The sequence below is a fragment of the Billgrantia tianxiuensis genome, assembly GCF_009834345.1.
Classification (GTDB): Bacteria; Pseudomonadota; Gammaproteobacteria; order Pseudomonadales; family Halomonadaceae; genus Halomonas; species Halomonas tianxiuensis.
The window spans coordinates 91,021-114,173 of the sequence record NZ_CP035042.1 but is presented as its reverse complement, the minus strand read 5'-3'; the positions used below and the strand labels follow the sequence as shown (position 1 = coordinate 114,173).

General features: G+C 66.4%; 24 protein-coding genes and 2 pseudogenes. 18 read left to right on the top strand and 8 right to left on the bottom strand.

Going from position 1 to position 23,153, the window contains the following annotated elements; all coding sequences use genetic code 11:
- The first annotated feature begins 60 nt into the window (after positions 1-60).
- The 5 genes from hmgA to EKK97_RS00520 all read left to right on the top strand — a co-directional run bounded on the left by hmgA (position 61) and on the right by EKK97_RS00520 (position 5,759).
- On the top strand, positions 61-1,371 hold the full coding sequence (gene hmgA, locus EKK97_RS00540) for a homogentisate 1,2-dioxygenase (protein WP_159547939.1): 1,311 nt from the start codon (positions 61-63) through the stop codon (positions 1,369-1,371).
- 90 nt (positions 1,372-1,461) lie between these two features.
- Positions 1,462-2,496 carry a fumarylacetoacetate hydrolase family protein gene (locus EKK97_RS00535; protein WP_159547937.1) on the top strand — a complete coding sequence of 345 codons (1,035 nt, stop codon included), beginning with the start codon at positions 1,462-1,464 and terminating at the stop codon, positions 2,494-2,496.
- Positions 2,497-2,530: 34 nt separating this feature from the next.
- Positions 2,531-3,175 (top strand): maleylacetoacetate isomerase, encoded by a 645-nt coding sequence (gene maiA / locus EKK97_RS00530; RefSeq protein WP_159547936.1) that lies wholly within the window; start codon positions 2,531-2,533, stop codon positions 3,173-3,175.
- Positions 3,176-3,330: 155 nt separating this feature from the next.
- The gene (locus EKK97_RS00525; RefSeq protein ID WP_159547934.1) at positions 3,331-4,551 is read left to right on the top strand and encodes a multidrug effflux MFS transporter; all 1,221 of its coding nucleotides are present in this window, start codon (positions 3,331-3,333) and stop codon (positions 4,549-4,551) included.
- A gap of 5 nt (positions 4,552-4,556) precedes the next feature.
- On the top strand, positions 4,557-5,759 hold the full coding sequence (locus EKK97_RS00520) for an MFS transporter (RefSeq protein ID WP_159555638.1): 1,203 nt from the start codon (positions 4,557-4,559) through the stop codon (positions 5,757-5,759).
- Here EKK97_RS00520 and EKK97_RS00515 read toward each other — a convergent pair.
- Both EKK97_RS00515 and EKK97_RS00510 read right to left on the bottom strand, forming a co-directional pair.
- A complete protein-coding gene (locus EKK97_RS00515) occupies positions 5,754-6,119 on the bottom strand; it encodes a SpoIIAA family protein (RefSeq protein WP_159547932.1) in 366 nt (121 codons plus the stop codon). The two genes, EKK97_RS00520 and EKK97_RS00515, sit on opposite strands and share 6 nt — an antisense overlap.
- A 121-nt stretch (positions 6,120-6,240) precedes the next feature.
- Positions 6,241-6,405: a DUF1127 domain-containing protein gene (locus tag EKK97_RS00510; RefSeq protein WP_159547930.1), complete on the bottom strand. Its 165-nt coding sequence runs from the start codon at positions 6,403-6,405 to the stop codon at positions 6,241-6,243.
- A 166-nt stretch (positions 6,406-6,571) separates the two neighbouring features.
- Here EKK97_RS00510 and EKK97_RS00505 point away from each other — a divergent pair.
- A pseudogene (locus EKK97_RS00505) lies at positions 6,572-8,031 on the top strand (aminotransferase-like domain-containing protein).
- On the opposite strand, the gene EKK97_RS00500 reads toward EKK97_RS00505, so the two are convergent.
- Positions 8,018-8,914 carry an alpha/beta hydrolase family protein gene (locus EKK97_RS00500; RefSeq protein WP_159547928.1) on the bottom strand — a complete coding sequence of 299 codons (897 nt, stop codon included), beginning with the start codon at positions 8,912-8,914 and terminating at the stop codon, positions 8,018-8,020. The pseudogene EKK97_RS00505 and the gene EKK97_RS00500 overlap by 14 nt on opposite strands.
- A gap of 96 nt (positions 8,915-9,010) precedes the next feature.
- Here EKK97_RS00500 and EKK97_RS00495 point away from each other — a divergent pair, with 96 nt between their 5' ends.
- The gene (locus EKK97_RS00495; protein WP_159547926.1) at positions 9,011-9,364 is read left to right on the top strand and encodes a MerR family transcriptional regulator; all 354 of its coding nucleotides are present in this window, start codon (positions 9,011-9,013) and stop codon (positions 9,362-9,364) included.
- 26 nt (positions 9,365-9,390) lie between these two features.
- Here the strand turns inward: EKK97_RS00495 and EKK97_RS00490 are convergent, their stop codons facing one another.
- From EKK97_RS00490 to EKK97_RS25235, 4 genes are all read right to left on the bottom strand, one after another.
- Positions 9,391-9,834 carry a hypothetical protein gene (locus EKK97_RS00490; RefSeq protein ID WP_159547924.1) on the bottom strand — a complete coding sequence of 148 codons (444 nt, stop codon included), beginning with the start codon at positions 9,832-9,834 and terminating at the stop codon, positions 9,391-9,393.
- Between the two features lie 100 nt (positions 9,835-9,934).
- Entirely contained in the window at positions 9,935-10,141 is a 207-nt protein-coding gene (locus tag EKK97_RS00485) for a DUF2783 domain-containing protein (RefSeq protein WP_159547922.1), read from the bottom strand.
- Position 10,142: 1 nt separating this feature from the next.
- The gene (locus EKK97_RS25240; protein ID WP_277987328.1) at positions 10,143-11,237 is read right to left on the bottom strand and encodes an FAD-dependent monooxygenase; all 1,095 of its coding nucleotides are present in this window, start codon (positions 11,235-11,237) and stop codon (positions 10,143-10,145) included.
- On the bottom strand, positions 11,177-11,728 hold the full coding sequence (locus EKK97_RS25235; RefSeq protein ID WP_277987327.1) for an FAD-dependent monooxygenase: 552 nt from the start codon (positions 11,726-11,728) through the stop codon (positions 11,177-11,179). Before EKK97_RS25235 ends, EKK97_RS25240 begins: the two co-directional genes overlap by 61 nt.
- A gap of 196 nt (positions 11,729-11,924) precedes the next feature.
- On the opposite strand from EKK97_RS25235, the gene EKK97_RS00475 reads away from it, so the two are divergent.
- Together EKK97_RS00475 and paaX are read left to right on the top strand one after the other, a co-directional pair.
- Positions 11,925-12,749: a helix-turn-helix transcriptional regulator gene (locus EKK97_RS00475; RefSeq protein WP_159547920.1), complete on the top strand. Its 825-nt coding sequence runs from the start codon at positions 11,925-11,927 to the stop codon at positions 12,747-12,749.
- 152 nt (positions 12,750-12,901) lie between these two features.
- Complete coding sequence (gene paaX / locus EKK97_RS00470; protein ID WP_159547918.1) at positions 12,902-13,828, top strand: phenylacetic acid degradation operon negative regulatory protein PaaX; 927 nt, start codon at positions 12,902-12,904, stop codon at positions 13,826-13,828.
- A 38-nt stretch (positions 13,829-13,866) separates the two neighbouring features.
- On the opposite strand, the gene paaY is transcribed toward paaX, so the two are convergent.
- A complete protein-coding gene (gene paaY, locus EKK97_RS00465) occupies positions 13,867-14,475 on the bottom strand; it encodes a phenylacetic acid degradation protein PaaY (RefSeq protein WP_159547916.1) in 609 nt (202 codons plus the stop codon).
- Between the two features lie 429 nt (positions 14,476-14,904).
- On the opposite strand from paaY, the pseudogene paaG reads away from it, so the two are divergent.
- From paaG to paaD, 9 genes and pseudogenes are all read left to right on the top strand, one after another.
- A pseudogene (paaG, locus tag EKK97_RS23510) lies at positions 14,905-15,695 on the top strand (2-(1,2-epoxy-1,2-dihydrophenyl)acetyl-CoA isomerase PaaG).
- Between the two features lies 1 nt (position 15,696).
- Positions 15,697-17,226: a 3-hydroxyacyl-CoA dehydrogenase PaaH gene (gene paaH, locus EKK97_RS00460; RefSeq protein WP_201296977.1), complete on the top strand. Its 1,530-nt coding sequence runs from the start codon at positions 15,697-15,699 to the stop codon at positions 17,224-17,226.
- Positions 17,219-17,686 (top strand): hydroxyphenylacetyl-CoA thioesterase PaaI, encoded by a 468-nt coding sequence (gene paaI, locus EKK97_RS00455; RefSeq protein WP_159547912.1) that lies wholly within the window; start codon positions 17,219-17,221, stop codon positions 17,684-17,686. The genes paaH and paaI overlap by 8 nt, the downstream gene beginning before the upstream one ends.
- A complete protein-coding gene (gene pcaF / locus EKK97_RS00450; RefSeq protein WP_159547910.1) occupies positions 17,683-18,888 on the top strand; it encodes a 3-oxoadipyl-CoA thiolase in 1,206 nt (401 codons plus the stop codon). The genes paaI and pcaF overlap by 4 nt, the downstream gene beginning before the upstream one ends.
- 43 nt (positions 18,889-18,931) lie before the next feature.
- Positions 18,932-20,245: a phenylacetate--CoA ligase PaaK gene (gene paaK, locus EKK97_RS00445; protein ID WP_159547908.1), complete on the top strand. Its 1,314-nt coding sequence runs from the start codon at positions 18,932-18,934 to the stop codon at positions 20,243-20,245.
- 266 nt (positions 20,246-20,511) lie between these two features.
- A complete protein-coding gene (paaA, locus tag EKK97_RS00440; protein WP_159547906.1) occupies positions 20,512-21,507 on the top strand; it encodes a 1,2-phenylacetyl-CoA epoxidase subunit PaaA in 996 nt (331 codons plus the stop codon).
- 13 nt (positions 21,508-21,520) lie between these two features.
- Positions 21,521-21,802: a 1,2-phenylacetyl-CoA epoxidase subunit PaaB gene (gene paaB / locus EKK97_RS00435; protein WP_159547904.1), complete on the top strand. Its 282-nt coding sequence runs from the start codon at positions 21,521-21,523 to the stop codon at positions 21,800-21,802.
- Positions 21,803-21,812: 10 nt separating this feature from the next.
- Positions 21,813-22,589, top strand: a complete 777-nt coding sequence (paaC, locus tag EKK97_RS00430; protein ID WP_234287222.1) for a 1,2-phenylacetyl-CoA epoxidase subunit PaaC — start codon at positions 21,813-21,815, stop codon at positions 22,587-22,589.
- The gene (paaD, locus tag EKK97_RS00425; RefSeq protein WP_159547902.1) at positions 22,573-23,148 is read left to right on the top strand and encodes a 1,2-phenylacetyl-CoA epoxidase subunit PaaD; all 576 of its coding nucleotides are present in this window, start codon (positions 22,573-22,575) and stop codon (positions 23,146-23,148) included. The genes paaC and paaD overlap by 17 nt, the downstream gene beginning before the upstream one ends.
- The last annotated feature ends 5 nt before the right edge of the window (positions 23,149-23,153 follow it).

Genomic DNA, 23,153 nt, shown 5'->3' with positions numbered 1-23,153 from the left:
CCGGTGATACGCCGAAGACAACGAGTCATCAACAGGACGTTGATAGAGAGGAGCCCCGACATGACGACCCAAACGCTCGAGTACCAGAGCGGCTTTCGCAACCACTTCGCCAGCGAGGCGCTGCCCGGCGCCCTGCCGGTGGGCCAGAACTCGCCCCAGAAGTGCGCCTACGGCCTCTACGCCGAGCAGCTGACCGGCTCGGCCTTCACCGCGCCGCGCCATGAGAACCTGCGCAGCTGGCTCTACCGCATCCGCCCCTCGGTGGTGCAGAGCGCCTATACGCCGCTGGAGAATGGCCGGGTGGCCACCTCGCCGCTGGCCAAGCCCGCCGCCGACCCCAACCAGATGCGCTGGGATCCGCTGCCGATGCCCACCGAGCCCACCGACTTCGTCGACGGCCTGCTGACGATTGCCGTCAACGGCGATGCCGGTACCCAGTCCGGCTGCGGCGTGCACGTCTACGCCTTCAACCGCGACATGACCGAGCGCTTCTTCTACGACGCCGACGGCGAGCTCTTGATCGTGCCGCAGCAGGGCAGCCTGCGCCTGCGTACCGAACTCGGCGAGCTCGAGGTCAAGGGCAGCGAAATCGCGGTGATTCCCCGCGGCATGAAGTTCCAGGTACGCCTGGCCGACGGAAGCGACGCCGCCCGCGGCTATGTCTGCGAGAACTACGGCAGCCCCCTGGAGCTACCCGGCCTCGGCCCTATCGGTGCCAATGGCCTGGCCAACCCGCGCGACTTCGAGAGCCCCGTGGCCGCTTTTGAAGACGTGCAAGGCGACTTCGAGCTGGTGGCCAAGTTCTCCGGCCGCTTCTGGGTGACCAAGCTCGGCCATTCGCCGCTCGACGTGGTGGCCTGGCACGGCAACTACGCGCCCTACAAGTACGATCTTGCACGCTTCAACACCATCAACACGGTGAGCTTCGATCACCCCGATCCCTCGATCTTCACCGTGCTGACCTCGGCCTCCGACACCCCGGGGATGGCCAACATCGACTTCGTGATCTTCCCGCCACGCTGGATGGTGGCCGAGAACACCTTCCGTCCGCCCTACTTCCATCGCAACCTGATGAGCGAGTTCATGGGCCTGATCCACGGCGAGTACGATGCCAAGGCCGAGGGTTTCCTGCCCGGCGGCGCCAGCCTGCACAACTGCATGTCGCCCCACGGCCCCGACGCCGAGACCTTCGAGAAGGCTTCCAACGCCGAGCTGACACCGCAGCGCCTGGATGCGACCCTGGCCTTCATGTTCGAGAGCCGCTACGTCTACCATCCGACCGAAGCGGCGCTCAACGCGGACATCCGCCAGCGCGACTACGTCGACGTGTGGTCGACGCTGCGCTCGCACTTCAATCCGCAACAGCCCTGAGCTGATGAGCCGACTAACAGCCCTGAGCGACACAACGCCGAACCGGACGGGGCCGACGAGCCCCGCCCCTGACGAAAGGATTGCGACACGATGAAACTCGCTACCCTCAAGCTGGATAAGAAAGAGCACGGCCGCGACGGCGAACTGCTGGTGGTCTCCCGCGACCTGAGCCAAGCCGTTTCCGCCGCCGACATCGCCCAGACCCTGCAGCAGGCGATCGAGAACTGGGATGCGGTGAGCCCGAAACTGGAAGCGCGCTACGCCGAACTCAACGATGGCAGCGCCGCCGGCGCCTTCGCCCTGGATCAGAGCCGGCTGCACTCGCCGCTGCCGCGCAGCTACCACTGGGCCGACGGCTCCGCCTACCTCAACCACGTCAAGCTGGTACGCCAGGCGCGCAACGCCGAGATGCCGGAAACCTTCTGGACCGATCCGCTGATGTACCAGGGCGGCGGCGACAAGTTCCTGGCCCCCACCGAGGACATCGAGGCGGTCAGCGAGGAGCACGGCATCGACTTCGAGGGCGAGATTGCGGTGATCACCGACGACGTGCCCATGGCGGTGACCCCGGAGCAGGCTGCCGGCCACATCAAGCTGATCATGCTGGTCAACGACGTCAGCCTGCGCGGGCTGATTCCCGGCGAGCTGGCCAAGGGCTTCGGCTTCTTCCAGGCCAAGCCGGCCTCCGCCTTCTCGCCGATCTGCGTCACCCCGGACGAGCTGGGCGACGCCTGGCAGGAGGGCAAGGTCCACCTGCCGCTGACCGTACACCTCAACGGCGAGAAGTTCGGCGAGCCCGAGGCCGGCCCGGACATGATCTTCAGCTTCCCTCAGCTGGTCGCCCATGCGGCCAGGACCCGCTACCTGGGCGCCGGCGCCATCGTCGGCTCGGGCACCGTCTCCAACCCCGACCCCGACGGCGGCCCCGGCAAGCCGATCGCCGACGGCGGCGTGGGCTACAGCTGCCTGGCCGAGGTGCGCATGGTCGAGCAGATCCTGCACGGCGCGGCCAAGACGCCGTTCATGCGCTTCGGCGACCGGGTACGCATCGAGATGTTCGACCGCCAGGGCAATAGCATCTTCGGCGCCATCGACCAGCAGGTGGTGCCCTACCAGCCAAAGTAAGCCAGCCCAAGTGAACGGCCAGGGAGAGTCAACCATGACCACGCTGTACGGCTATTTCCGCTCCTCGGCGGCCTACCGGGTGCGCATCGCGCTGAACCTCAAGGGCCTGGCGTACGACCAGGTACCGGTCAACCTGGTCAAGGGCGAGCAGAAGAGCGACGACTTCCGCACTCACAACCCCCAGGGGCTGGTGCCGGTGCTCGAGACCGACGACGGCGCCCAGTTGACCCAGTCGCTGGCGATCTGCGAGTACCTGGAGGAACGCCACCCCGAGCCGCCGCTGCTGCCGGCGGACGCCGAGGGCCGTGCCCGGGTGCGCTCGCTGGCCCAGCTCGTCGCCTGCGAGATCCATCCGCTCAACAACCTCAAGGTGCTCAAGTACCTGGTGCACGAGCTGAAGCTGGACGACGAGGCCAAGCTGGCCTGGTATCGCCACTGGATTGCCGAAGGCTTCACCGCGCTGGAGGCAAGGCTGGCCAGCGAGTCCGCCAGCGGCGCGTTCTGCCACGGCGACAGCCCGACCCTGGCCGACGTCTGCCTGGTGCCGCAGGTATTCAACGCCGAGCGCTTCGAGTGCGACCTCTCCGCGTATCCGACGCTCCGTCGCATCACCGAGCGCTGCCGAGCGCTGGACGCCTTCGCCAAGGCCGCCCCGGGCGAGCAGCCGGATGCGGGTTGAGCAGAGCCGCGCTAATTAGGCTATATTAAGCAAGCTAACGACTGGCGGGCGCCGCCCCTCCCTGTTCCAAGCCGGAGCGGGAGAAGCGGTGCCCGTCGGTCGTTGTCTTTCGCCCCCGAGCGCCCTTCGAGACGCCCTTCGAGAATGAGGTCAATGTGCTGAGGCTGAAATCTCCTGCCACGGTGATTACCCTGGCGGCCCTGACCGCGCTGGGCCCTCTGGCCACCGACATGTATCTGCCGGCCATGCCGGCCATGGCCGAAGCCCTCGACACCGGCCCCGACCAGGTGCAACTGACCCTGAGCCTTTACATGGCAGGCTTCGCCGCCGCCCAACTGTTCTGCGGCCCGTTTTCCGACCGCTTCGGGCGCAAGCCGGTGATGGTGTTCGGCTTCAGCCTGTTCCTGCTGGCGAGCCTGCTGTGCGCCTTCGCCCCCAGCATCGAGTGGCTGCTGGCCGGGCGCTTCCTGCAGGCACTGGGCGGCGCCACCGGGCCGGTGCTGGGCCGTGCCGCGGTACGCGACATCTATGGCCCCCTCGAGGCCGGGCGTATCCTCTCCTATATGGCCAGCACCATGTCGCTGGCGCCGGCACTGGCGCCTATCGTCGGTGCCGGGCTGCTGCTGTTCTTCGGCTGGGAGTCGGTATTCGTGCTGCTGGCGCTCTACGCCGCCGTGATGCTGCCGCTGCTGATCCTGGCGCTACCGGAGCCGCTGCCACCGGAGCGCCGCCAGTCGATTCACCCTGCGGTCATCTTCGGTAACTTCCGCATGCTGCTCGGCCAGCGCATCTTCATGGGCTATACCCTGACCAACTCGGCGGCGTTCTCAGGCCTGTTCGCCTATCTCTCGGGCTCGTCGTTCGTGCTGATCGAGTTCCTTGGCGTCTCGCCCTTCCAGTACGGCCTGTTCTTCACCCTGATTGTGGCCGGGTTCTTCACCGGCACCCTGCTCAGCGGCCGCTACAGCCATCGGCTAGGGCGCGAGCGCCTGGTCGGCCTGGCCAGCCTGACCTGCGCGCTAGGCGGCAGCCTGATGGCGGTGCTGGCCCTGTCCGAGGTATTCGCCGCCTGGGCCGTGGTTGGCCCGCATGTGCTGTTCATGATCGGCATGGGCGTGTTGATGCCGCAATCCATGACCGGCGCCCTGGCGCCCAACCCACACTGTGCCGGCTCGGCGTCGTCGCTGTTCGGCTTCCTGCAGATGACCATCGCCGCACTGGTGGGCGGCGCGGTCGGCCAACTGCACGACGGGACCTCACGCACCATGGCGGTGGTCGTGGCACTGGGTGGCCTGCTGGCCGTGGCGAGCTTCCTGGGGCTGGTCCGCCCCGCCGAACGGGCCATGGCCCAGCAGACACAAGGAGCCAAGCGTTGAACGCCATGGCTGCACCGCCCCGCCTCGTCATCCTGCTGCTGGCATTGGCCGGCTTCGCCAGCATGGCCTCGATGCGCGTCACCGACGCCATGCTGCCGGCACTGTCGCAGGCCTTTGCCCGGCCGGTGGCCGATGTGGCGCAGAACATTACCCTGTTCGCCATCGCCTACGGCGTGATGCAGCTCGCCTACGGTCCACTGGGCGACCGCCACGGCACGCTGCGGGTAATCGGTTTGGCCACCCTGGCCTGTGCCGTGGGCGCGCTGGGCTCGGCGCTGGCCGAGTCGCTGCCCATGTTGCTGCTGTTCCGCACCCTGAATGGCGCCACCGCCGCCGCCATCATCCCGCTCTCCATGGCCTGGGTGGGCGACAACGTGCCCTATGAGCAGCGCCAGGTCACCCTGGCTCACATGCTTTCCGGTGCGGTGTTGGGGCTGATCTCGGGGCAGGTGGCGGGTGGTTTCCTGGCCGACACGCTGGGTTGGCAGGCGGCGTTCATGCTGCTCACGCTGCTGTTCCTCGGTGCCGGCGGGCTGCTGCTGGAGGCTTTGCGTCGCCAGCCGGCCCTGTCGCCACCCAAGGCCGATCAGGGGCGCATCGCCTTCTTCTCGCGCATTCGCGAGGTGCTGCTGATTTCCCGTGCCCGGCGCATCCTGGCGCTGGTATTCCTGGAAGGGATTGCTGCCTTCGGCGCGCTGGCCTTCGTTGCCAGTCATCTCTATACCCGGCTTGACGTCTCGCTGACCCAGGCGGGGCTGATGGTGGCGCTGTTCGGCGTGGGCGGGCTGATCTTCGCCGCCCTGGCCAGGCCGCTGGTGGCCCGGCTGGGCGAGCCGGGCCTGGCGGCGGGCGGCGGTGTGCTGATGGGGCTCGGCTTCGTCGGGCTGGCACTGGCTTCGCTGCCGGTCCTGGCCACCGCCAGTGCCTTCGCCGCGGGGCTCGGCTTCTACATGATGCACAGCACGCTGCAGATCAATGCCACGCAGATGGCACCCGCCATGCGCGGCACCGCCATGGCGGTTTTCGCCGGCTGCCTGTTCCTCGGCCAGTCGGTGGGCGTCAGCCTCGGCGGACTGGTGCTGCGCCTGGCCGACAGCCTGTGGCTGCTGGCCGGTGCCGGGCTGTGGCTGCTGGCCCTGGGGCTGGCCTTCGCCTGGCTGCTGCGCCAGTGGCACGGCGAGCGGGCCACTGCCGCCACTGCCTCATAGCCCGCCGTTGATCAGGTCGCGGCGAAAGCCGGCGACCCAGCGCATGGCCTCCTCCAGTTCACCGGCATGGAAGAGACGCGCTTCGGTATTGGGGAACAGCTTGCCAGCCAGTTTGGTGGTCGTCTCGATCCAGCGCTTGTCGGCGATCACTGCGGCACGCTTGAAACGGTGGTACTCGCCCAGCTTGCTCATGGCATAGGCCAAGTCGCGCAGCAGGGCGCCGGCCGTCATGTGGTCGAAGTCGGTCATGTCCGCCAGCACGCCGATATGCTCGTTGTACTCGAGCTTCGACTCGATGGCAGGGATCAATACGTCGTAGTCCGCGCTGTGCAGCGTACCCGAAATACGGAACGCCGCCACGTACTCGGGGCCGGTAGAATCTCTATCATCGTCTCTCCCTCCTCCATGTCTGCCCGGTTGCGTCCTTGTCTTATTCATACGGCAGCATGGACCTGCGCAGGTTCCCGTGCACACAGGTTTCTCAACGCCAGAACGGCTTGCGCACCTCACGCTCGGCCGTGCTTCGATCGAGTCCGATATCGGCCAGCAGATGGTCGTCGAGATGGCGCAGGTCGCAGCGGGTACGGTGACGCTGTTGCCGGCTCCTGATCCAACGGGACAGATGTATGAAGCGTTCGATAAGCATGGCGGCGTCTCCTGTCGGTGGGTTCTGACAGGCTACGACCGTGCGAAAAACCAATACAGATTCAATATAAAAATAGTTTTGCAATACAGATGGGGCTATTCTGGCTCTGTATCATCCGCTATTTCATCCTCTGTACCGAATGTGAGAACAGATTGGCGACTCTGTCATGAAACGTTACGATCAGGTGGCGCAGGCCCTGGCCCAGCGCATCGAGCAGGGGCAGTATCGTGTCGGCGACCGGCTACCCTCCGTGCGCGCACTCTGCCGCGAGCTTGGCGTCAGCGTTTCCACGGCGCAGGAAGCCTACCGGCGTCTCGAGGAGTCCGGTCTGGCGGAAGCACGCCCTCGCTCGGGCTACTATGTGCTGCCCCGGCCGACGCCGAACCTGCTGCCGAAGGTGTCGCGCCCCGCCCAGCGCCCGCTCGACGTTTCCCAGTGGGACCAGGTGCTGGAGCTGGTGGCGCGCTCCCCGAGGAGGACCGCCTGCTGATGCTGGGGCGCGGCATTCCCGATCTCACAGCCGTCAGCCTGCGCCCCTTGCAGCGCCAGCTGGCTACCCTGCACCGGCACGTGGCGGCTCACGGGCTCAACTACGACAGCCTGCAGGGCAGCCTCGAGCTGCGTCGTCAGGTGGTACGACTGGCCGCCAAGTCGGGCTGCCTGCTGCATCCCGATGACGTGCTCATCACTACCGGCTGCCAGGAGGCGCTTTCGCTGGCCCTACGCACCCTGACCGAACCCGGCGACGTGGTGGCGGTGGATTCGCCGAGCTTCTACGGCACCATGCAGATCCTCAAGGCGCAGAAGCTCAAGGCGCTGGAGATCCCCACCGACCCGCAGACCGGCATTAGCCTCGAGGCACTGGAGCTGGCGCTCGAACAGTGGCCGATCAAGGCGATCCAGGTCACGCCCACCTGCAACAACCCACTCGGCTATACCATGCCCGAGGCACGCAAGCGCGCCCTGGTCGCCCTGGCCCAGCGCTTCGACGTGGCCATCGTCGAGGACGACATCTACGGCGACCTCTCCTTCGATACGCCCCGGCCACGCACGCTCAAGAGCTTCGACGACGACGGCCGGGTACTGCTGTGCAGCGCCTTTTCCAAGACGCTGGTACCCGGGCTGCGGGTGGGCTGGATGGCGCCGGGGCGCTACCGCGACCAGGCGTTGCACATGAAGTACGTCTCCACCGGCGCCTCGGCCACGCTACCGCAGCTCGCCGTGGCCGAGTTCGTTCAGCACGGTCACTACGAACGCCACCTGCGCGAGATGGTGCGCCAGTACCGCCAGCATCGCGACATCATGATCGCCTGGGTGCTGCGCTACTTCCCGCCCGGTACCGGGGTCAGCTATCCCCAGGGCGGCTTCCTGCTATGGCTGGAGCTGCCTGGCGCCACCGACTGCGTGCGCCTCAACGAGCAATTGATGGGCGAGGGTCTGCACATCACTCCGGGCTCGCTGTTCTCGGCCTCGGGAAAGTTCCGTCACTGTCTGCGTCTGAACTACGCCGCGGCGATGACACCCTCCGTCGAGGCTGGCGTCAAGCACGTCGGTGAGGCGGTAGCGGCGCTGATGGATCAGGAGCGGCTGGAACGAGAAGTGCCGGGCCGGCTCATGCCCCTGTGATCGCGCTCGCCCGGGCGGCTTCCGGCACGCTGCCTTGCAGCGCCGGCAGCAGGTAGCGCTGCCACAGGGCCTGCTCATGCTCGGCGCGAAAGAAGCCGAAGTGACCGATGCGAGCCAGGCCCGCCTCCTGTGGCCGGATGCGCAGCAGCGAGCACGGAGCGTTGGCGTAAAAGCCGTGCAGCGACTCGGTGTTGCGCGCCGACATGAAGTCGTCATCACTGAAGGAGAGTGACACTACCGGCGTGCGCACGGCGGCGAAGCGCTCGCGCACGCCGGGCTCCGCTCCTACCGCGTATTCCGGATCGAGGCACCAGCGCCGCCACTGCTCGACCACACCGCGGGGCAGATCGCCCACCATGTTGAGTCGCTTGCCGGGGAAATAGCCCAATAGCGGCGTGAGTAGCGGTACCGCGCCGAACCAGAACAGCCAGACGCGCCGCTTCAGCGCCGGTGCGTTCTCGCGCCAGTAGCCGCTGCCACAGGCCACGGTAACGATGCGTTCGAGCCGTTCGTGCCCCGGCACCAGCGGCGGAATCTGCCCGCCCAGGCTGTGGCCGATCCAGTAGCGCGGCAACCCCGGCGCCTGTCGCTCCAGCGCCTCGAGCACTGCCGACGCATCGAGCTGCGCCCAGTCCATGATGGTGGCAGGAAAACCACTCAGCCGCGCCGGCCGCGACGCCCCCATGCCGCGGTAGTCGAAGGTAGCCACGGCCATTCCTTGCCTCGCCAGCCACTGTGCCAGCGGGGCGTAAAAGCGCTGGGGTACGCCCATGGCCGGGGCGATCAGCACCGCCGCCTTGGGATTTGCCGGGGTGACGAAACGTGCGGCGATGGCCACGCCGTCGCCGGCCTGTAGCTGTCGTTCCTCAAGCCTAGATGCCATCTCGTTGCCTCCTCACCATGTCGTGATCGCCCCATGCGGGCGCGTCAAACCATGGTAAGGTGTGGAGCCAACTCCATAGTCAAGGAGTTTCTCCACATGCTGATCGGCGAACTGGAAAGGGCCAGCGGGCTTGGCCGCGACACCATCCGCTTCTACGAAAAGCGTGGCCTGATCACGCCCCCGTCGCGACGCGACAACGGCTATCGCGACTACACCGAACTGACCCTGGCGGAGCTGCGTTTCGTAAGGCGAGCCCGCGAACTGGAGTTCAGCCTCGACGAGATCCGCGAGGCAATGCCGCGTTTCCGCCCCGAGCCTCCCTTTTGCGACGAGCTGGAAAGCCGACTGAGGGACAAGCGCGAGGCATTTTGCAGCCAGATCCGTGAGGCCGAAGCCAAGATCGCCATGATCGACGATCTGTTGGCGCGGCTGGGTGCCGCTTCTGTCTGAACCATTCGGAACCGCCCGCGAGCCATTCAGCCGTCTGACGGCCGAGTGGCCCAGCCGGCGAGCGCCTCGGCATTGGGGCAGAAGGTCCCGCATTCCACCAGTGGCGCATCCTGGCGCAGCGCCAGCCAGCAGGTCGCGACTTTCGGGCAGACGCTGCACACGGTACGCAGGGCATGGATGGCCGGGTCACGGCCGCAGGCGGCCGGATCGAGGCTGAAGCGCCGCATCATCACGGGCAGCAGGGTTTCGGCGGGAGCGAACTCCAGTTCCCTGTTGGCCAGGCAACGCGCAATGGCCTGCTCCAGCGAGGGGCTCATGGGATGGGCCAGGTCGTGGATCAACGCGCCCAGCACCTTGGGCTCACAGCAGCGCAGCTCGAGCAGTGCCCGCTCGCCTTCGAGATAGTCGCGCAGCCGCGATGCGTCGTCTGGCGGCGGCCGATGCTTGCTGGAGGGTCGAGGTGAACTCATCGAGGCATTTCCTCTACAGCCCACCTTTGACGATAGCGCCTCTGCCGGATCTCGCCTTGACCACGCTCAAGTCTCGTGCGCTTCCATGCACCAGGTCCCTCTAGCCCGAGCCGGCCTCCTCCACGCCGCGGCGCGCCTCCTCAACGGCAGCCATCACCCGCTCGATGTCGCCGACGCGATGAGCCAGTGCCAGCGCCAGTTGGGCCAGAAAGAGCCGCTCCTGAGCCTCGGGCAGGGCATCCAGGGTCTCGGCCAGCGTTTCGTAGACCCGCTCCAGGTCGGCAAATGGCAGTGTGGTATGGGTCATGTCATTCTTCTCCCAGGGCAGTGGCGAAGGCGAGTTCGAGGCCGTCGGGGGCGAGGCGCTTCCAGCGCGCCGCCACGTGGCGGTCGGGGCGCACCAGGTAGGCGCTGCCGGACTCGGCGCCATAGGCGGCGAACAGGCCACCGTCGCTATCCACCAGTGCGCTCTCGGCGCCCGGCTCGCGGGCCACGCGCAGCAGCTCGATGGGCTGGCCCCGAGCCTGCAACGCGGCCAACCGCTCGGCCAGTGCCGAATCAACATCGCCATTTCGACTGAAGTGCAGCAGGGTGAAGCCGCTGCCCAGATGATCGAGCAGGTAGTCATCGTCGCCCAGTCGACGGTTAGGCAGCGGTGCGCCGGGGATCGGCCCCGCCTCGAAGGCGGCATCGTCGGGCAGGGTCAGCGGGCTCTCGGCGTAGGTGTAGGGCGTGACCTGGCGCGGGTTGGCGAAGCCGCTGGCGTAGTCGTTGTCGAGTGCCAGCGTCAGGGCGGCGTCGCGCATCAGCCGGTAGCCCCGGCTCGGCGGTGTCATGAAGCGGGTGCTCTTGCCGGCATTGGCGAAGACGTCCAGCGTGGCGCCGCGGCGCTCCGGGCTGTAGCTGTCGAGCAATCGATCGGGCGCCAGCCCCTTGAGCACCCAGGCCAGCTTCCAGCCAGCGTTGGCGGCGTCGGCCAGGCCGTTGTTGAGGCCGCGCACGCCGAAGATCGGCACCAGGTGGGCGCTGTCTCCGATGAACAGCACCCTGCCGTGTCGATAATCGTCCAGCGCCAGGGTGTACGCCTTGTAGAGGCTCCACCACTCGAGCTCCCAGTCATCGCCCTCATCCAGCACCTCGCACACGATCAAGCTCACCCGCTCGCGGATGCTGGCCTCCTCCACGGCCGCATGCGGGTCTTCCTCGGGGCCGAGCTGGTAGTCGATGCGCCAGATGTCGTCGGGCTGCTTGTGCACCAGGAGGGTGGAATCGGGCAGGGCGTGGGAGTGAAAGAAGGCGCGCCGCTCGGTGGGAAAGTCGGAGCGCAGGCGAATGTCGGCGATCACGTAGCGGCCCTCGTAGGCCTCGCCGTGCAGGGCGAGGCCCAGTGCCTTGCGCGCCACGCTGCGGGCGCCGTCGGCGGCCAGCAGGTAGTCGCAGGCGAGGCGATAGTCGCCCTCGGGGTACTCACCTCCAGGCTCACGCCGCTCGCATCCTGGCTCACGCCGGTCACCGCGCTCTGCCAGCGCAGCTCGACAGGCTCGCTCTCGGCGGCCTTGTCGATCAGGAACTTCTCGATGTACTGCTGCTGCAGGTTGATCATCGGCAGGAAGCGCTCCTGCTCGGAGTGGGGCATCTCGAAGCGGAAGATCTCGCGGTCGCGAAAGTAGGTGCGGCCCCGGGTCCAGCCCAGGCCCTTGGCCACGAAGGGGGCCTCGACGCCGAGCTGCTGCAAGATCTCCAGGCTGTGGCGGGAGAGGCAGATCGCCCGCGAGCCGTCATTGACGGTGGCCTTGTCGTCGAGCACTACCGACGCGATGCCGTGGCGCGCCAGCTCCAGCGCGGCGGTGACGCCCACCGGACCGGCACCGACGATGGCAACCCGATGACGCACCGCCCGACCCTCCAGCTCGGGGGACGAACGAAGGGAAAGTGGGGATAATCGAAATAGAGCGAGTCGGTCTCGGCGCGTCCGGCGGGTCGCATGGGCGGCTCCTGTTGGCGTTGTATCTAGCGACAGACTACCCCGGGAGCGGCCCGACCGGTGTCCCGCAAAAGCCGGGACAGCACGCGGCGAGAGGCAGCGACGAATGGAAACCAGCAACGAGCAAACCACCGACTGGCCGGGGCTGATGCCGGCCATGGCCGAGTGCGTGGCGCGGCTGGGCGAGGCGGGCTTCGACGAGGCGCTGCTGGCGTTGCTGCGCCAAGCGGTGGGCATCGAGCAGTGCATGGTGTTCGCCTTCGATGGTCGCGACGAGGTCGACTGCCTGCTGGCCGACAACCAGCGCGCGCCGCGCATGGCCGATCGCCTGGCGGAACTCTACACCGGCGGCCTGTTCCGCCAGGACCCCAACTACCAGCGCCTGCGCCAGCTGATGGCTGACGAGGGCGAGAAGAGCGACGCCGAAATCACGCCGATGCAGGCCGACGCCATGCCGGCAGCCTATCGCAGCCACCTGTTCGCCTTCCCCGACCTGATCGACAAGGTCTCGCTGACCCTGCCCGGCGAGCAGAGCGTCTTTTATCTGAATCTCTACCGTGGCCGCGAGGCCGGCCCCTTTAGCCGTGACGATCTCGCCCGCCTGGACGCCCTGGCGCCGCTACTGGCCAGCCTGATACGCCGCCACTACGCCCAGGCCAGGCCCGTCTCGTCGCAGCGGGCGAGCCCCGAGGAGGCGGCCATCCTCGCTCCGCTCTCCGAGCGCGAGCGCCAGCTGTGTCTCTATCTGCTGCGCGGCCACACCCTCAAGACCGCCGCCGCCGAACTCGATATCGCCCTCTCCACTGCCGAAACCTACCGCAAGCGTGCCTACGCCAAGCTCGGAGTGCCCTCCAAGGCGCGGCTGGTGGCATTGTGTCGGCGGAATAGGACGGCGCAGGGGCGCAAGAAAAGCTCGGAAAGCGATACGTGAACCGACCGGAAAGGCGGGCCTCAAGGCTCCTTGAGGAAAGCTTGCTGGCCAGGGCCCGATGCTGAGGGTGCATGATGTGATACCCTACTTCCCGCCTGCCAGCACCGTCAGGTCACATACCGATTCAACATCTGCCAGGACCATGCTCATCCATGCCGTCTGCTACCGAATGCGTTGCCAGCCTGATCGATAATTTCCAGAGCCGCCGACCACTGCGCTCCGGCTCGCTCATCATCACGCTTTACGGTGATGCCATCGTGCCCCGTGGCGGTACCGTTTGGCTGGGCAGTATTTCTCAGCTGCTGGAGCCCATCGGTATCAACGAGCGATTGGTGCGAACTTCGGTTTATCGTCTGACCCAGGAGACCTGGCTGCAGGGCGAGAAGGTCGGTCGTCGCAGCTACTACAGTCTGAGCGGTCCGGGACGACGACGCTTCGAGCAGGCCTTCAAGCGGGTTTACCATGGCAACGGTGAGGCTTGGGACGGTGGCTGGACACTGGTTTTCCTGGGCCAGTTGGATGCAGGCGAGCGCACCCGCGCCAGGGAGGAACTGGAATGGCTGGGCTTCGGTGCCTTCGCCAATGGGGTGCTGGCGCACCCACGCCGGCATCGCAGCGAGGTGCTCGGGCTACTTCAGGAACTCGGCGTAGTGGAAGATGTCATCGTCCTGCATAGCGAGACCGGCGAGCCCCTGGCACCCAAGGCACTGCGTCTGCAGGTACGCGAAAGCTGGAATCTCGATCAACTGGCGGAGAGCTACAACCGCTTTCTCGCCCAGTTCCGACCGCTGTGGAAGAGCCTCAGCGAAAGCCAGCCACTGGGCGACCAGGATGCTTTCATCGCTCGCACTCTCTTGATTCACGAGTATCGCAAGGTGCAGCTGCGCGACCCCCAGCTACCCGAGGAGCTGCTACCTACCGCCTGGGAAGGCCGCAACGCTCGTCAGCTGTGCCGCAACATTTATCGGGAGATTTATCAGGGCGCCGAGCGCTGGCTGGACCGCCACCTGGAAACCGCCGAGGGCCCACTGCCGGCCCCCGGTCACAACTTCTATCAGCGCTTTGGCGGCCTGGAGTAGGCTGGGCAGGCGCGCCTACCCAGTCCAGTATGGCTGTGTCACTGCGCCTGGCCGAGAGTCTGCTGCTTGGGCTGAGTATCGCCGGCGTTGAGCCGCGGTCGGTCGGCCTCCAGCTCAGCCAGCGGCTCACAGGGCTCCAGGCTGTCCAGGCAGCGTTCGGTCAGGCGCTGGTATTCACGGGTGCCTTGCTGCTTCCAGGCTACCTCTTGGTCGCTCAATTCACGCTTGACGGTGGCTGGCGCGCCCATCACCAGTGACTGAGGCGGGCTTTCGAAGCCGGCCTTGACGAAGGCGGCAGCGGCGACGATCGAGCGCGCGCCGATCACAGCGTTGTCCATTACTACGGCGTTCATGCCCACCATGGCATCCTGGCCCACCACGCAGCCGTGCAACACGGCGCCGTGGCCGATATGGCCATCCTTCTCCACCCGAGTGACGCAGCCGGGAAAGCCGTGCATGACGCAGGTGTCCTGCAGGTTGGCACCTTCCTCCAGCACCAACTGACCGAAGTCGCCGCGCATCACGGCGCCGGGCCCCACATAGCAGCCTGGGCCAACAATGACGTCGCCAATCAGCACCGCGGTGGGGTGCACATAGGCAGTGGGGTGCACCACCGGGGTGACTCCCTCGAGTCGATAACAGGGCATTACGCGCTTCTCCCTCCAGTTGGCCACAGCGGACGCTGCATGAGCGGCACTATACGATACGAGACATAACTAAATCCTATCCATATCGTAACGCAACATCAAACCACTCGCCTGCGGCCGCCCCCATATCCTATCGAAGCAGAGCGGTAGAACGTCTCACCATGAGTCGGTTATGGCGGGATCGATGCTCCGGGCGGCCATGTTTCGACCATGGTCTAACCTTTTTGCCACGAGAATGTCTGTATGGAGCAACACACTGAAAAACATGAGGAAAACTTCTTTTCGGGGTATAATACGATACATTAAATTCAAATGACTCATTTTGATTCGTATCAAAAAAATCCTATACTCGCCCTAGGTTCCTCCGCAGCAAGCCGCAGCCCCTTGCCGAATCACCTGCTTCAACGGGCACTGACACAGGAAACGATCATGAGTGAAGCGCCCCTGCTCTATACCGTGGAAGACGGCGTCGCCCGACTCACGCTGAATCGCCCCGATAGCCTCAACAGCTTCAACGCCGAGCTGCACGCCGAGATGCGCAGAACACTCGAGGCGGTGCGCCAGAATGGCAGCGTGAGAGCCCTACTGCTGACCGGCAGCGGCCGCGGCTTCTGCGCCGGCCAGGATCTCTCCGACCGCAACGTGGCGCCTGGCGCCGAGGCGCCGGACCTGGGCGAGTCACTGGAGAAACGCTACAACCCGATGCTGCGCGCGCTGCGCGATCTGCCTTTTCCTACCGTCTGCGCGGTAAACGGGGTGGCCGCCGGTGCCGGTGCCAACATCGCCCTGGCCTGCGACATCGTGCTCGCGGCCCGCTCGGCCAGCTTCATTCAAGCCTTCTGCAAGATCGGCCTGCTGCCCGACTCCGGCGGCACCTGGACCCTGCCGCGCCTGGTGGGCATGGCCCGCGCCAAGGGCCTGGCCATGCTGGGTGACAGACTCAGCGCTGAGCAGGCCGAGCAGTGGGGCATGATCTGGAAGGTGGTGGACGACGAGGCCCTGCAGGACGAGGCGCTCACCCTCGCCCGCCACCTGGCCACCCAGCCAACCCGCGGTCTGGCGTTGATCAAGCGCGCCCTGCATGCCAGCGCCGACAACAGCTTCGATCAACAGCTCGACCTCGAGCGCGACCTGCAGCGCCTGGCCGGACGCACGGCCGACTATCGCGAGGGGTGGCCGCCTTCATGGAAAAGCGTCAGCCAAGCTTCAAGGGGGAGTGAGATGGCTGCACTCTCACCCAACGATATCATCGCGGTGATCGGCGCCGGCGCCATGGGCGCCGGTATTGCCCAGGTCGCGGCACAGGCTGGCCATCGGGTGCGCCTGTATGACAACCGGGAGGGGGCCGCCCAGGCCGGCATCGAGGGCGTGCATCGCCAGCTCGAGCAGCGCGTGGCCAAGGGCAAGATGGCCCAGGAAGAAGTCGACGCCATCATTGCTCGCATGACCCCCGCCGCCACTCTGGCCGAGCTGGCCGACAGCCGCCTGGTGGTGGAGGCGATCGTCGAAGACCTCGAGGTCAAGCGCGGAGTCTTCGCCGAACTGGAGACTCTGTGCGGTCCCGACACCCTGCTCACCAGCAACACCTCGTCGCTGTCGATCACCTCCATCGCTTCCGGCCTGGAGCACCCCGAGCGAGTGGCTGGCCTGCACTTCTTCAACCCCGCACCGGTGATGAAGCTGGTTGAGGTGATCTCGGGCCTGGCCACCGCCTCCGAAACCGCCGAGACCCTCCACGCCACGGCCGCAGCCTGGGGCAAGATACCGGTGCACGCCAGCTCCACTCCCGGCTTCATCGTCAACCGAGTGGCGCGCCCCTTCTACGCCGAGGGCCTTCGCCTGCTACAGGAGGGCACCGCCGCCCCTGCCACCCTGGACGCCTTGCTGCGCCAGGCCGGCGGCTTCCGCATGGGTCCCTTCGAGCTGATGGATCTGATCGGCCACGACGTCAATTATGCCGTGACCCGCTCGGTGTTCTACGCCTACTACGGCGACACCCGTTTTCAGCCCTCGCTGGTGCAGCAGGCGCTGGTCGAGGCCGGCCGCCTGGGTCGCAAGAGCGGCCATGGCTTCTATGACTATCGTGATACGGCCGAGCCCGCCGCTCCTGTTTTCGCGTCAAGCGTGGAGGCGGAGCTGCCGGTTCTGGTCGCCGAGGGTCAGCTCGGCATCATTGCCCCTTTGGTCACCCGAGCCGGGGCCGCCGGCCTCGAGACGGTGTGCCGCGAGAGTCTTTCAGGCCAGGCCCGCCTGCGCCTGGGCGGCCTGACTCTGGCCCTGAGCGACGGCCGCTGTGCCACCGAGCGAGCCCGCGATGAAGGTCTCGAGGCGCTGGTGCTGTTCGATCTCTGCCTCGACTACGGCGAGACCGACGCCATCGCGTTGGCGGCGAGTCCCGGTGTCGATGACGCGGCCCGCACCTTGGCGACCGCCTTCTTCCAGCGCCTGGGACTGGATGTCGCCTGGTTGACCGACACGCCCGGGCTGGCGGTGCTGCGCACCGTGGCCATGCTCGCCAACGAGGCGGCCGAGGCCGTGCTGCAGGGCGTCTGCAGCGCTCGCGATGGCGATCTCGCCATGCAGGCCGGACTCAACTACCCCCGCGGACCGCTGGCCTGGGCCGACTCCCTGGGCCTGGCCTTCGTCCACCGTACCCTGATCCACCTGCAGCAGAGTTACGGTGAGGAGCGCTACCGCCCCTCCTTCCTGCTGCGCCGCAAGGCCCTGGCCGAGGAGACCTTCCATGACTGACACGCCGCTCGACCCTCAGCAGCTGGCCGAGGCCTGTACCCGGGCGATGTTCGCGCGCGACAACGCCAGCCAGGGCCTGGGCATGCAGATCGAGAGCGTGGCGCCGGGCCGCGCCGTGCTGACCATGAGAGTCAGGGAGGACATGGTGCAGGGCCACGGCAACTGCCATGGTGGGTTCATCTTCACCCTGGCCGACTCCGCCTTCGCCTTCGCCTGCAACAGCTATGACGAGGCCACCGTGGCCGCCGGCTGCAGCATCGACTACCTCGGCCCCGGAAAGCTCGGCGATGTGCTCACCGCCACCGCCGAAGAGCGCAGCCGTCGCGGCCGCACCGGCATCTACGACATCACCGTGCGCAACCAGCGCGGCGAAGAGGTCGCCCTGTTCCGCGGCCGCTCCTACAAGGTTCGCGGCAGCGTGCGCCGCCTGGAAGAAACCACCGCAGAGGGCCAGGCATGAAAGACGCCTACATCATCGACGCCATCCGCACCCCCATCGGCCGCTACGGCGGCGCCCTTGCAGCGGTGCGTGCCGACGACCTCGGCGCCGTGCCCCTGCGCGCACTGATGACACGCCATCCCTCGGTGGATTGGCGCCAGGTGGATGACATTTTCTACGGCTGCGCCAATCAGGCCGGCGAGGACAACCGCAACGTGGCGCGCATGTCGGCGCTGCTCGCCGGCCTGCCGGTGGAGGTGCCCGGCAGCACCTTCAACCGGCTGTGCGGCTCCGGCATGGACGCCGTGGGCAACGCCGCCCGCGCCATCAAGACCGGCGAAGCGGGCCTGATGATCGCCGGCGGCGTCGAATCCATGTCTCGCGCCCCCTTCGTCATGGGCAAGGCCGAGCAGGCCTTCTCGCGCAGCGCCGAGATCTTCGATACCACCATCGGCTGGCGCTTCGTCAATCGCCAGATGAAGGCCCAGTTCGGCATCGACTCGATGCCCGAGACCGCCGAGAACGTCGCCGAGCAGTTCGCGATCTCAAGGGAAGACCAGGACCTCTTCGCCCTGCGCAGTCAGCAGCGTACCGCCGCCGCCATGGAAGCGGGCCGGCTGGCCGCGGAGATCGTGCCGGTGGAGGTAACGCGGCGCAAGCAGGCACCGCTGGTCGTGGATACCGACGAACATCCCCGCGCGGCCACCACCTTGGAACAATTGGCGGGTCTCCCCACGCCGTTCCGCGAAGGCGGCAGCGTCACGGCCGGCAATGCCTCCGGGGTCAACGACGGCGCCTGCGCCCTGCTGCTCGCTTCAGCGGAGCAGGCCGAGCGCTTCGGCCTCGAGCCGCGGGCGCGGGTGGTGGGGATGGCCACCGCTGGGGTCGAGCCACGCATCATGGGCTTCGGCCCGGCCCCGGCGACGCGCAAGGTGCTGGCCCAGACCGGGCTCAGCCTCGGGCAGATGGATGTGATCGAGCTCAACGAGGCCTTCGCCGCTCAGGCGCTGGCCGTGACCCGCGATCTCGGCCTACCCGACGACGCCGAGCACGTCAATCCCAACGGCGGCGCCATCGCCCTGGGCCACCCGCTGGGAATGAGCGGTGCCCGCCTGGTGACCACCGCCCTGTACGAGCTGGAACGCCGTCAGGGGCGCTATGCTCTGTGCACCATGTGCATCGGCGTGGGCCAGGGCATTGCCCTGATCATCGAACGCCTCTGAAACCGTGCAGCGACGATAACAATCCTCCGACCGGAGAAGCCCGATGACACAGACCGTCGAACGCCTCAACAACTCGGCTCTCGATCAGATGGAGCTGGCCAGTATCGATGAACTGCGCGCCACCCAGCTCAAACGGCTCAGGTGGTGCCTCAAGCACGCCTACGACAACGTGCCCTTCTACCGCCACGCCTTCGATGGCGCCGGGGTGCATCCGGAGGATGTCAAGAGCCTCGCCGACCTCGGCAAGCTGCCTTTCACCACCAAGGCCGACCTGCGCAACCACTACCCCTTCGGCATGTTTGCCACACCCATGAGCGACATCGTGCGGGTGCATGCCTCCAGCGGCACCACCGGCCAGCCGACCGTGGTGGGCTATACCCAGCGGGACATCGACATCTGGGCCGACGTGGTGGCCCGCTCCATTCGTGCCGCCGGCGGCACCCGCAACGACAAGGTGCATGTCGCCTATGGCTACGGCCTGTTCACCGGCGGTCTCGGGGCACACTACGGCGCCGAGCGCCTGGGCTGTACCGTGATCCCGATGTCCGGCGGCCAGACCGAGAAGCAGGTCCAGCTGATCCGCGACTTCGAGCCCGACATCATCATGGTCACGCCCTCCTACATGCTCAACATCGCCGACGAGATGGAGCGCCAGGGCATCGACCCGCACAAGCTGCCGCTGCGTGCCGGCATCTTCGGCGCCGAGCCCTGGACCGGCAGCATGCGCACCGCCCTGGAGCAGCGCCTGGGAATCGATGCGCTGGACATCTACGGCCTCTCCGAGGTGATGGGGCCAGGGGTCGGCATGGAGTGCCTGGAAACCAAGGATGGCCCCACCATCTGGGAGGATCACTTCTACCCCGAGATCATCGACCCGGTGACCGGCGAGGCGCTGCCGGACGGCGAGTACGGCGAGCTGGTGTTCACCACCCTGACCAAGGAAGCGCTGCCGGTGATCCGCTACCGCACCCGCGACCTGACCCGCCTGCTGCCCGGCACCGCCCGCCCCATGCGGCGTATCGACAAGATCACCGGCCGCAGCGACGACATGCTGATCATCCGCGGGGTCAACGTCTTCCCGACCCAGATCGAGGAGCAGATCCTCAAGATCGAGCGGCTCTCGCCCCACTACGAGATCGAGGTGAGCCGCCAGGGCAACCTGGACACAATGTGTGTGCGCGTCGAGGCGTGCAGCAACGATGTCGCCCGCGACCCCATCGCCTGCGAGCAGCTGGCCGGCCAGTTGCAGCACGCCATCAAGACCTATGTGGGCATCAGTACCCGGGTGGACGTCTGCGGTGTGGAGGAGGTCATGCGCTCCGTGGGCAAGGCCAAGCGCGTCAAGGACCTGCGCTGAGCCGGGCACGCCTCGTTCGCGGTCACCCATGTATTGTCACTTGAGCCCCTTCATGGGGCTTTTTCGTATCAATTCAGACGACTGTTGGTGCTGGTTCGCGCCCCCCTCCTTCTCGCTCGACACCTCATTCCACAAGCCATGATGACGGCGCGTCATGCCAAGGTATAAAGTGACACATAAGAAACATAATTGATAAAAAATTCTGTGTCACTATACTGCAAGACAAGACAAGGCGTTCCCCTGATTACGACGACGCGGAGGTCACCATGTATGCGCAGCTAGTCGAGACCGGCACCAAGAAGCTCAAGACCCTAGAGGAGATGGGCCCCGAGGAGCGCGCCTTCCAGCATCGGATCGACGCCGAGATCAAGGTCGAACCCAAGAACTGGATGCCGGAGGCGTATCGCAAGACGCTGATCCGCCAGATTTCCCAGCACGCACATTCCGAAGTGGTCGGCATGTTGCCGGAGGGCAACTGGGTCACTCGCGCCCCGACCCTCAAGCGCAAGCTGCAGCTGATGGCCAAGATCCAGGACGAGGCCGGCCACGGCCTCTACCTCTACAGCGCGATGGAAACCCTGGGCGCCGACCGCGACGAGGAGATCGACAAGCTGCACGCCGGCAAGGCCAAGTACTCCTCCATCTTCAACTACCCGACGCTGAGCTGGGCGGACATGGGCACTATCGGCTGGCTGGTGGACGGTGCCGCCATCGTCAACCAGGTGATCCTACAGCGCACCTCCTATGGCCCTTACTCCCGCGCCATGATCCGGATCTGCAAGGAGGAGAGCTTTCACCAGCGTCAGGGCTACCAGATCCTGCTGGACATGATGCGAGAGGGCACCGAGGAGCAGAAGCGGATGGTGCAGGATTCCATCAATCGCTTCTGGTGGCCGGCGCTGATGATGTTCGGCCCCTCCGACGACCAGTCACCCAACTCCCAGCAGTCCATGGCCTGGAAGATCAAGCGCAAGAGCAACGACGAGCTGCGTCAGATGTTCATCGACCAGACCGTCCCCCAGTTGGAGTTCCTGGGCTGTACCGCACCGGACCCGGCGCTGAAGTGGAACGAGCAGCGGGGCCATTACGACTTCGGCGAAATCGACTGGCAGGAGTTCTTCGACGTCCTCAAGGGCAACGGCCCCTGCAACAAAGAACGCATCGAAACCCGCAGGAACGCCATCGACGGCGGCCGCTGGGTACGCGAGGCCGCCAAGGCCTATGCCGAGAAACAGCAGCGCAAGAATCAGAAAGTTGCCTGAGAGGAGAAGCATCATGGCTGACTGGCCCCTTTACGAAGTCTTCGTCCGCAGCAAGCACGGCCTCAATCACAAGCACGTGGGCAGCGTTCACGCGACCGACGCCGAGATGGCCATGGAGAACGCCCGCGACCTCTACACTCGCCGCAGCGAAGGCGTCTCCATCTGGGTCGTTCCCTCGTCCGCCATTACCGCTTCCTCGCCGGATGAGAAGGAGGTCCTGTTCGACCCGTCCGACGACAAGATCTACCGCCACGCCTCCTTCTACGAGCTGCCCGATGAAATCGGCCACATGTGAGGGAGACCCCATGAGCAAGGCAATGACACAGCAAGAGGCCCTGCAGGAGTACCTGCTGCGCCTGGCCGACTCCGACCTGATCCTGAGCCAGCGCCTTTGCGAGCTGTGCGGCAAGGCGCCGGCGCTGGAAGAGGAGATGGCGCTGATGAACGTGGCCCTGGACCTCGTTGGCCAGGCCCGCCACTGGTACGAATACGCCGCCGAGCTGATCGACGACGGCCGCAGCGCCGACGACCTGGCATTCCGGCGTGACGCCCACGACTTCCGCAACGCGCTGCTGGTGGAACAGCCCAACGGCGACTATGCCGTCACCATGGGCCGGCAATTCTTCTTCGACGTCTGGCACTACTTCACCATCGCCGCCCTGACGCGGGCGCCGGACGAGCGCATCGCCGGCATCGCCGCCAAGGCCGCCAAGGAGGTCCGGTACCACCTGCGCCGCTCCTCGGAGTGGGTCAAGCGGTTCGGCGACGGCACCGAGGAGAGCCATCGGCGCATGCAGGCGGCGGCGGACGACCTGTGGCGCTTCACCGGGGAGATGATCGAAGCCGACGAGGTCGAGCAGCTCCTGTCCAAGACTGGCATCGGCCCCGATCCGGAGCAGCTGGCAGTGGATTGGAAAGGCTTGGTGAACGAGGTGCTGAGCGAAGCCACCCTGACCCCGCCGCCGCAGGACGCCTGGATGTACCGGGGCGCCAAGGTCGGCCGTCACACGGAACACCTGGGCTATATCCTGGCCGAGATGCAGTTCCTGCAAAGGGCATATCCGGATGCAAAGACCTGGTAAACCCGAGCCCCGGTCACTGCTGGACGACCAGCCGCTCATCGCCAGCGATCGCATTCCCGCCCGCGACCGCCGCCAGCCGGTTACCGAGGCAGAGCTTTGGGCCCTGCTGGACGAGGTGAAGGATCCCGAGGTTCCGGCGGTCAGTGTCGTGGAGCTGGGCATGGTCCGGCGCATCGTCGAGGAGGGCGGAGAGTGGGTGGTGGAGGTGACCCCCACCTACTCCGGATGCCCGGCGACCGAGATGATCGAGGCGTCCATCGAGGATGCCCTACGCCTGGCGGGCCTACGCAACGGCCGGATCCGCCGGGTGCTGACCCCGGCCTGGACCACCGACTGGATCACCGCGGCCGGGCGCCGGAAATTGCAGGCATTCGGCATCGCGCCGCCCGTGGGCAGCGCCAGCAAGCTGACCCTCAAGGGCGTGGAGGAGACGATCTCCTGCCCTCACTGCGGCAGCGACCGTACCGAAAGAGTCAGCGAGTTCGGCTCCACCGCCTGCAAGGCGCTGTACCGGTGCCTCGATTGCCGCGAGCCCTTCGACTACTTCAAATGCCTCTAGAGCGG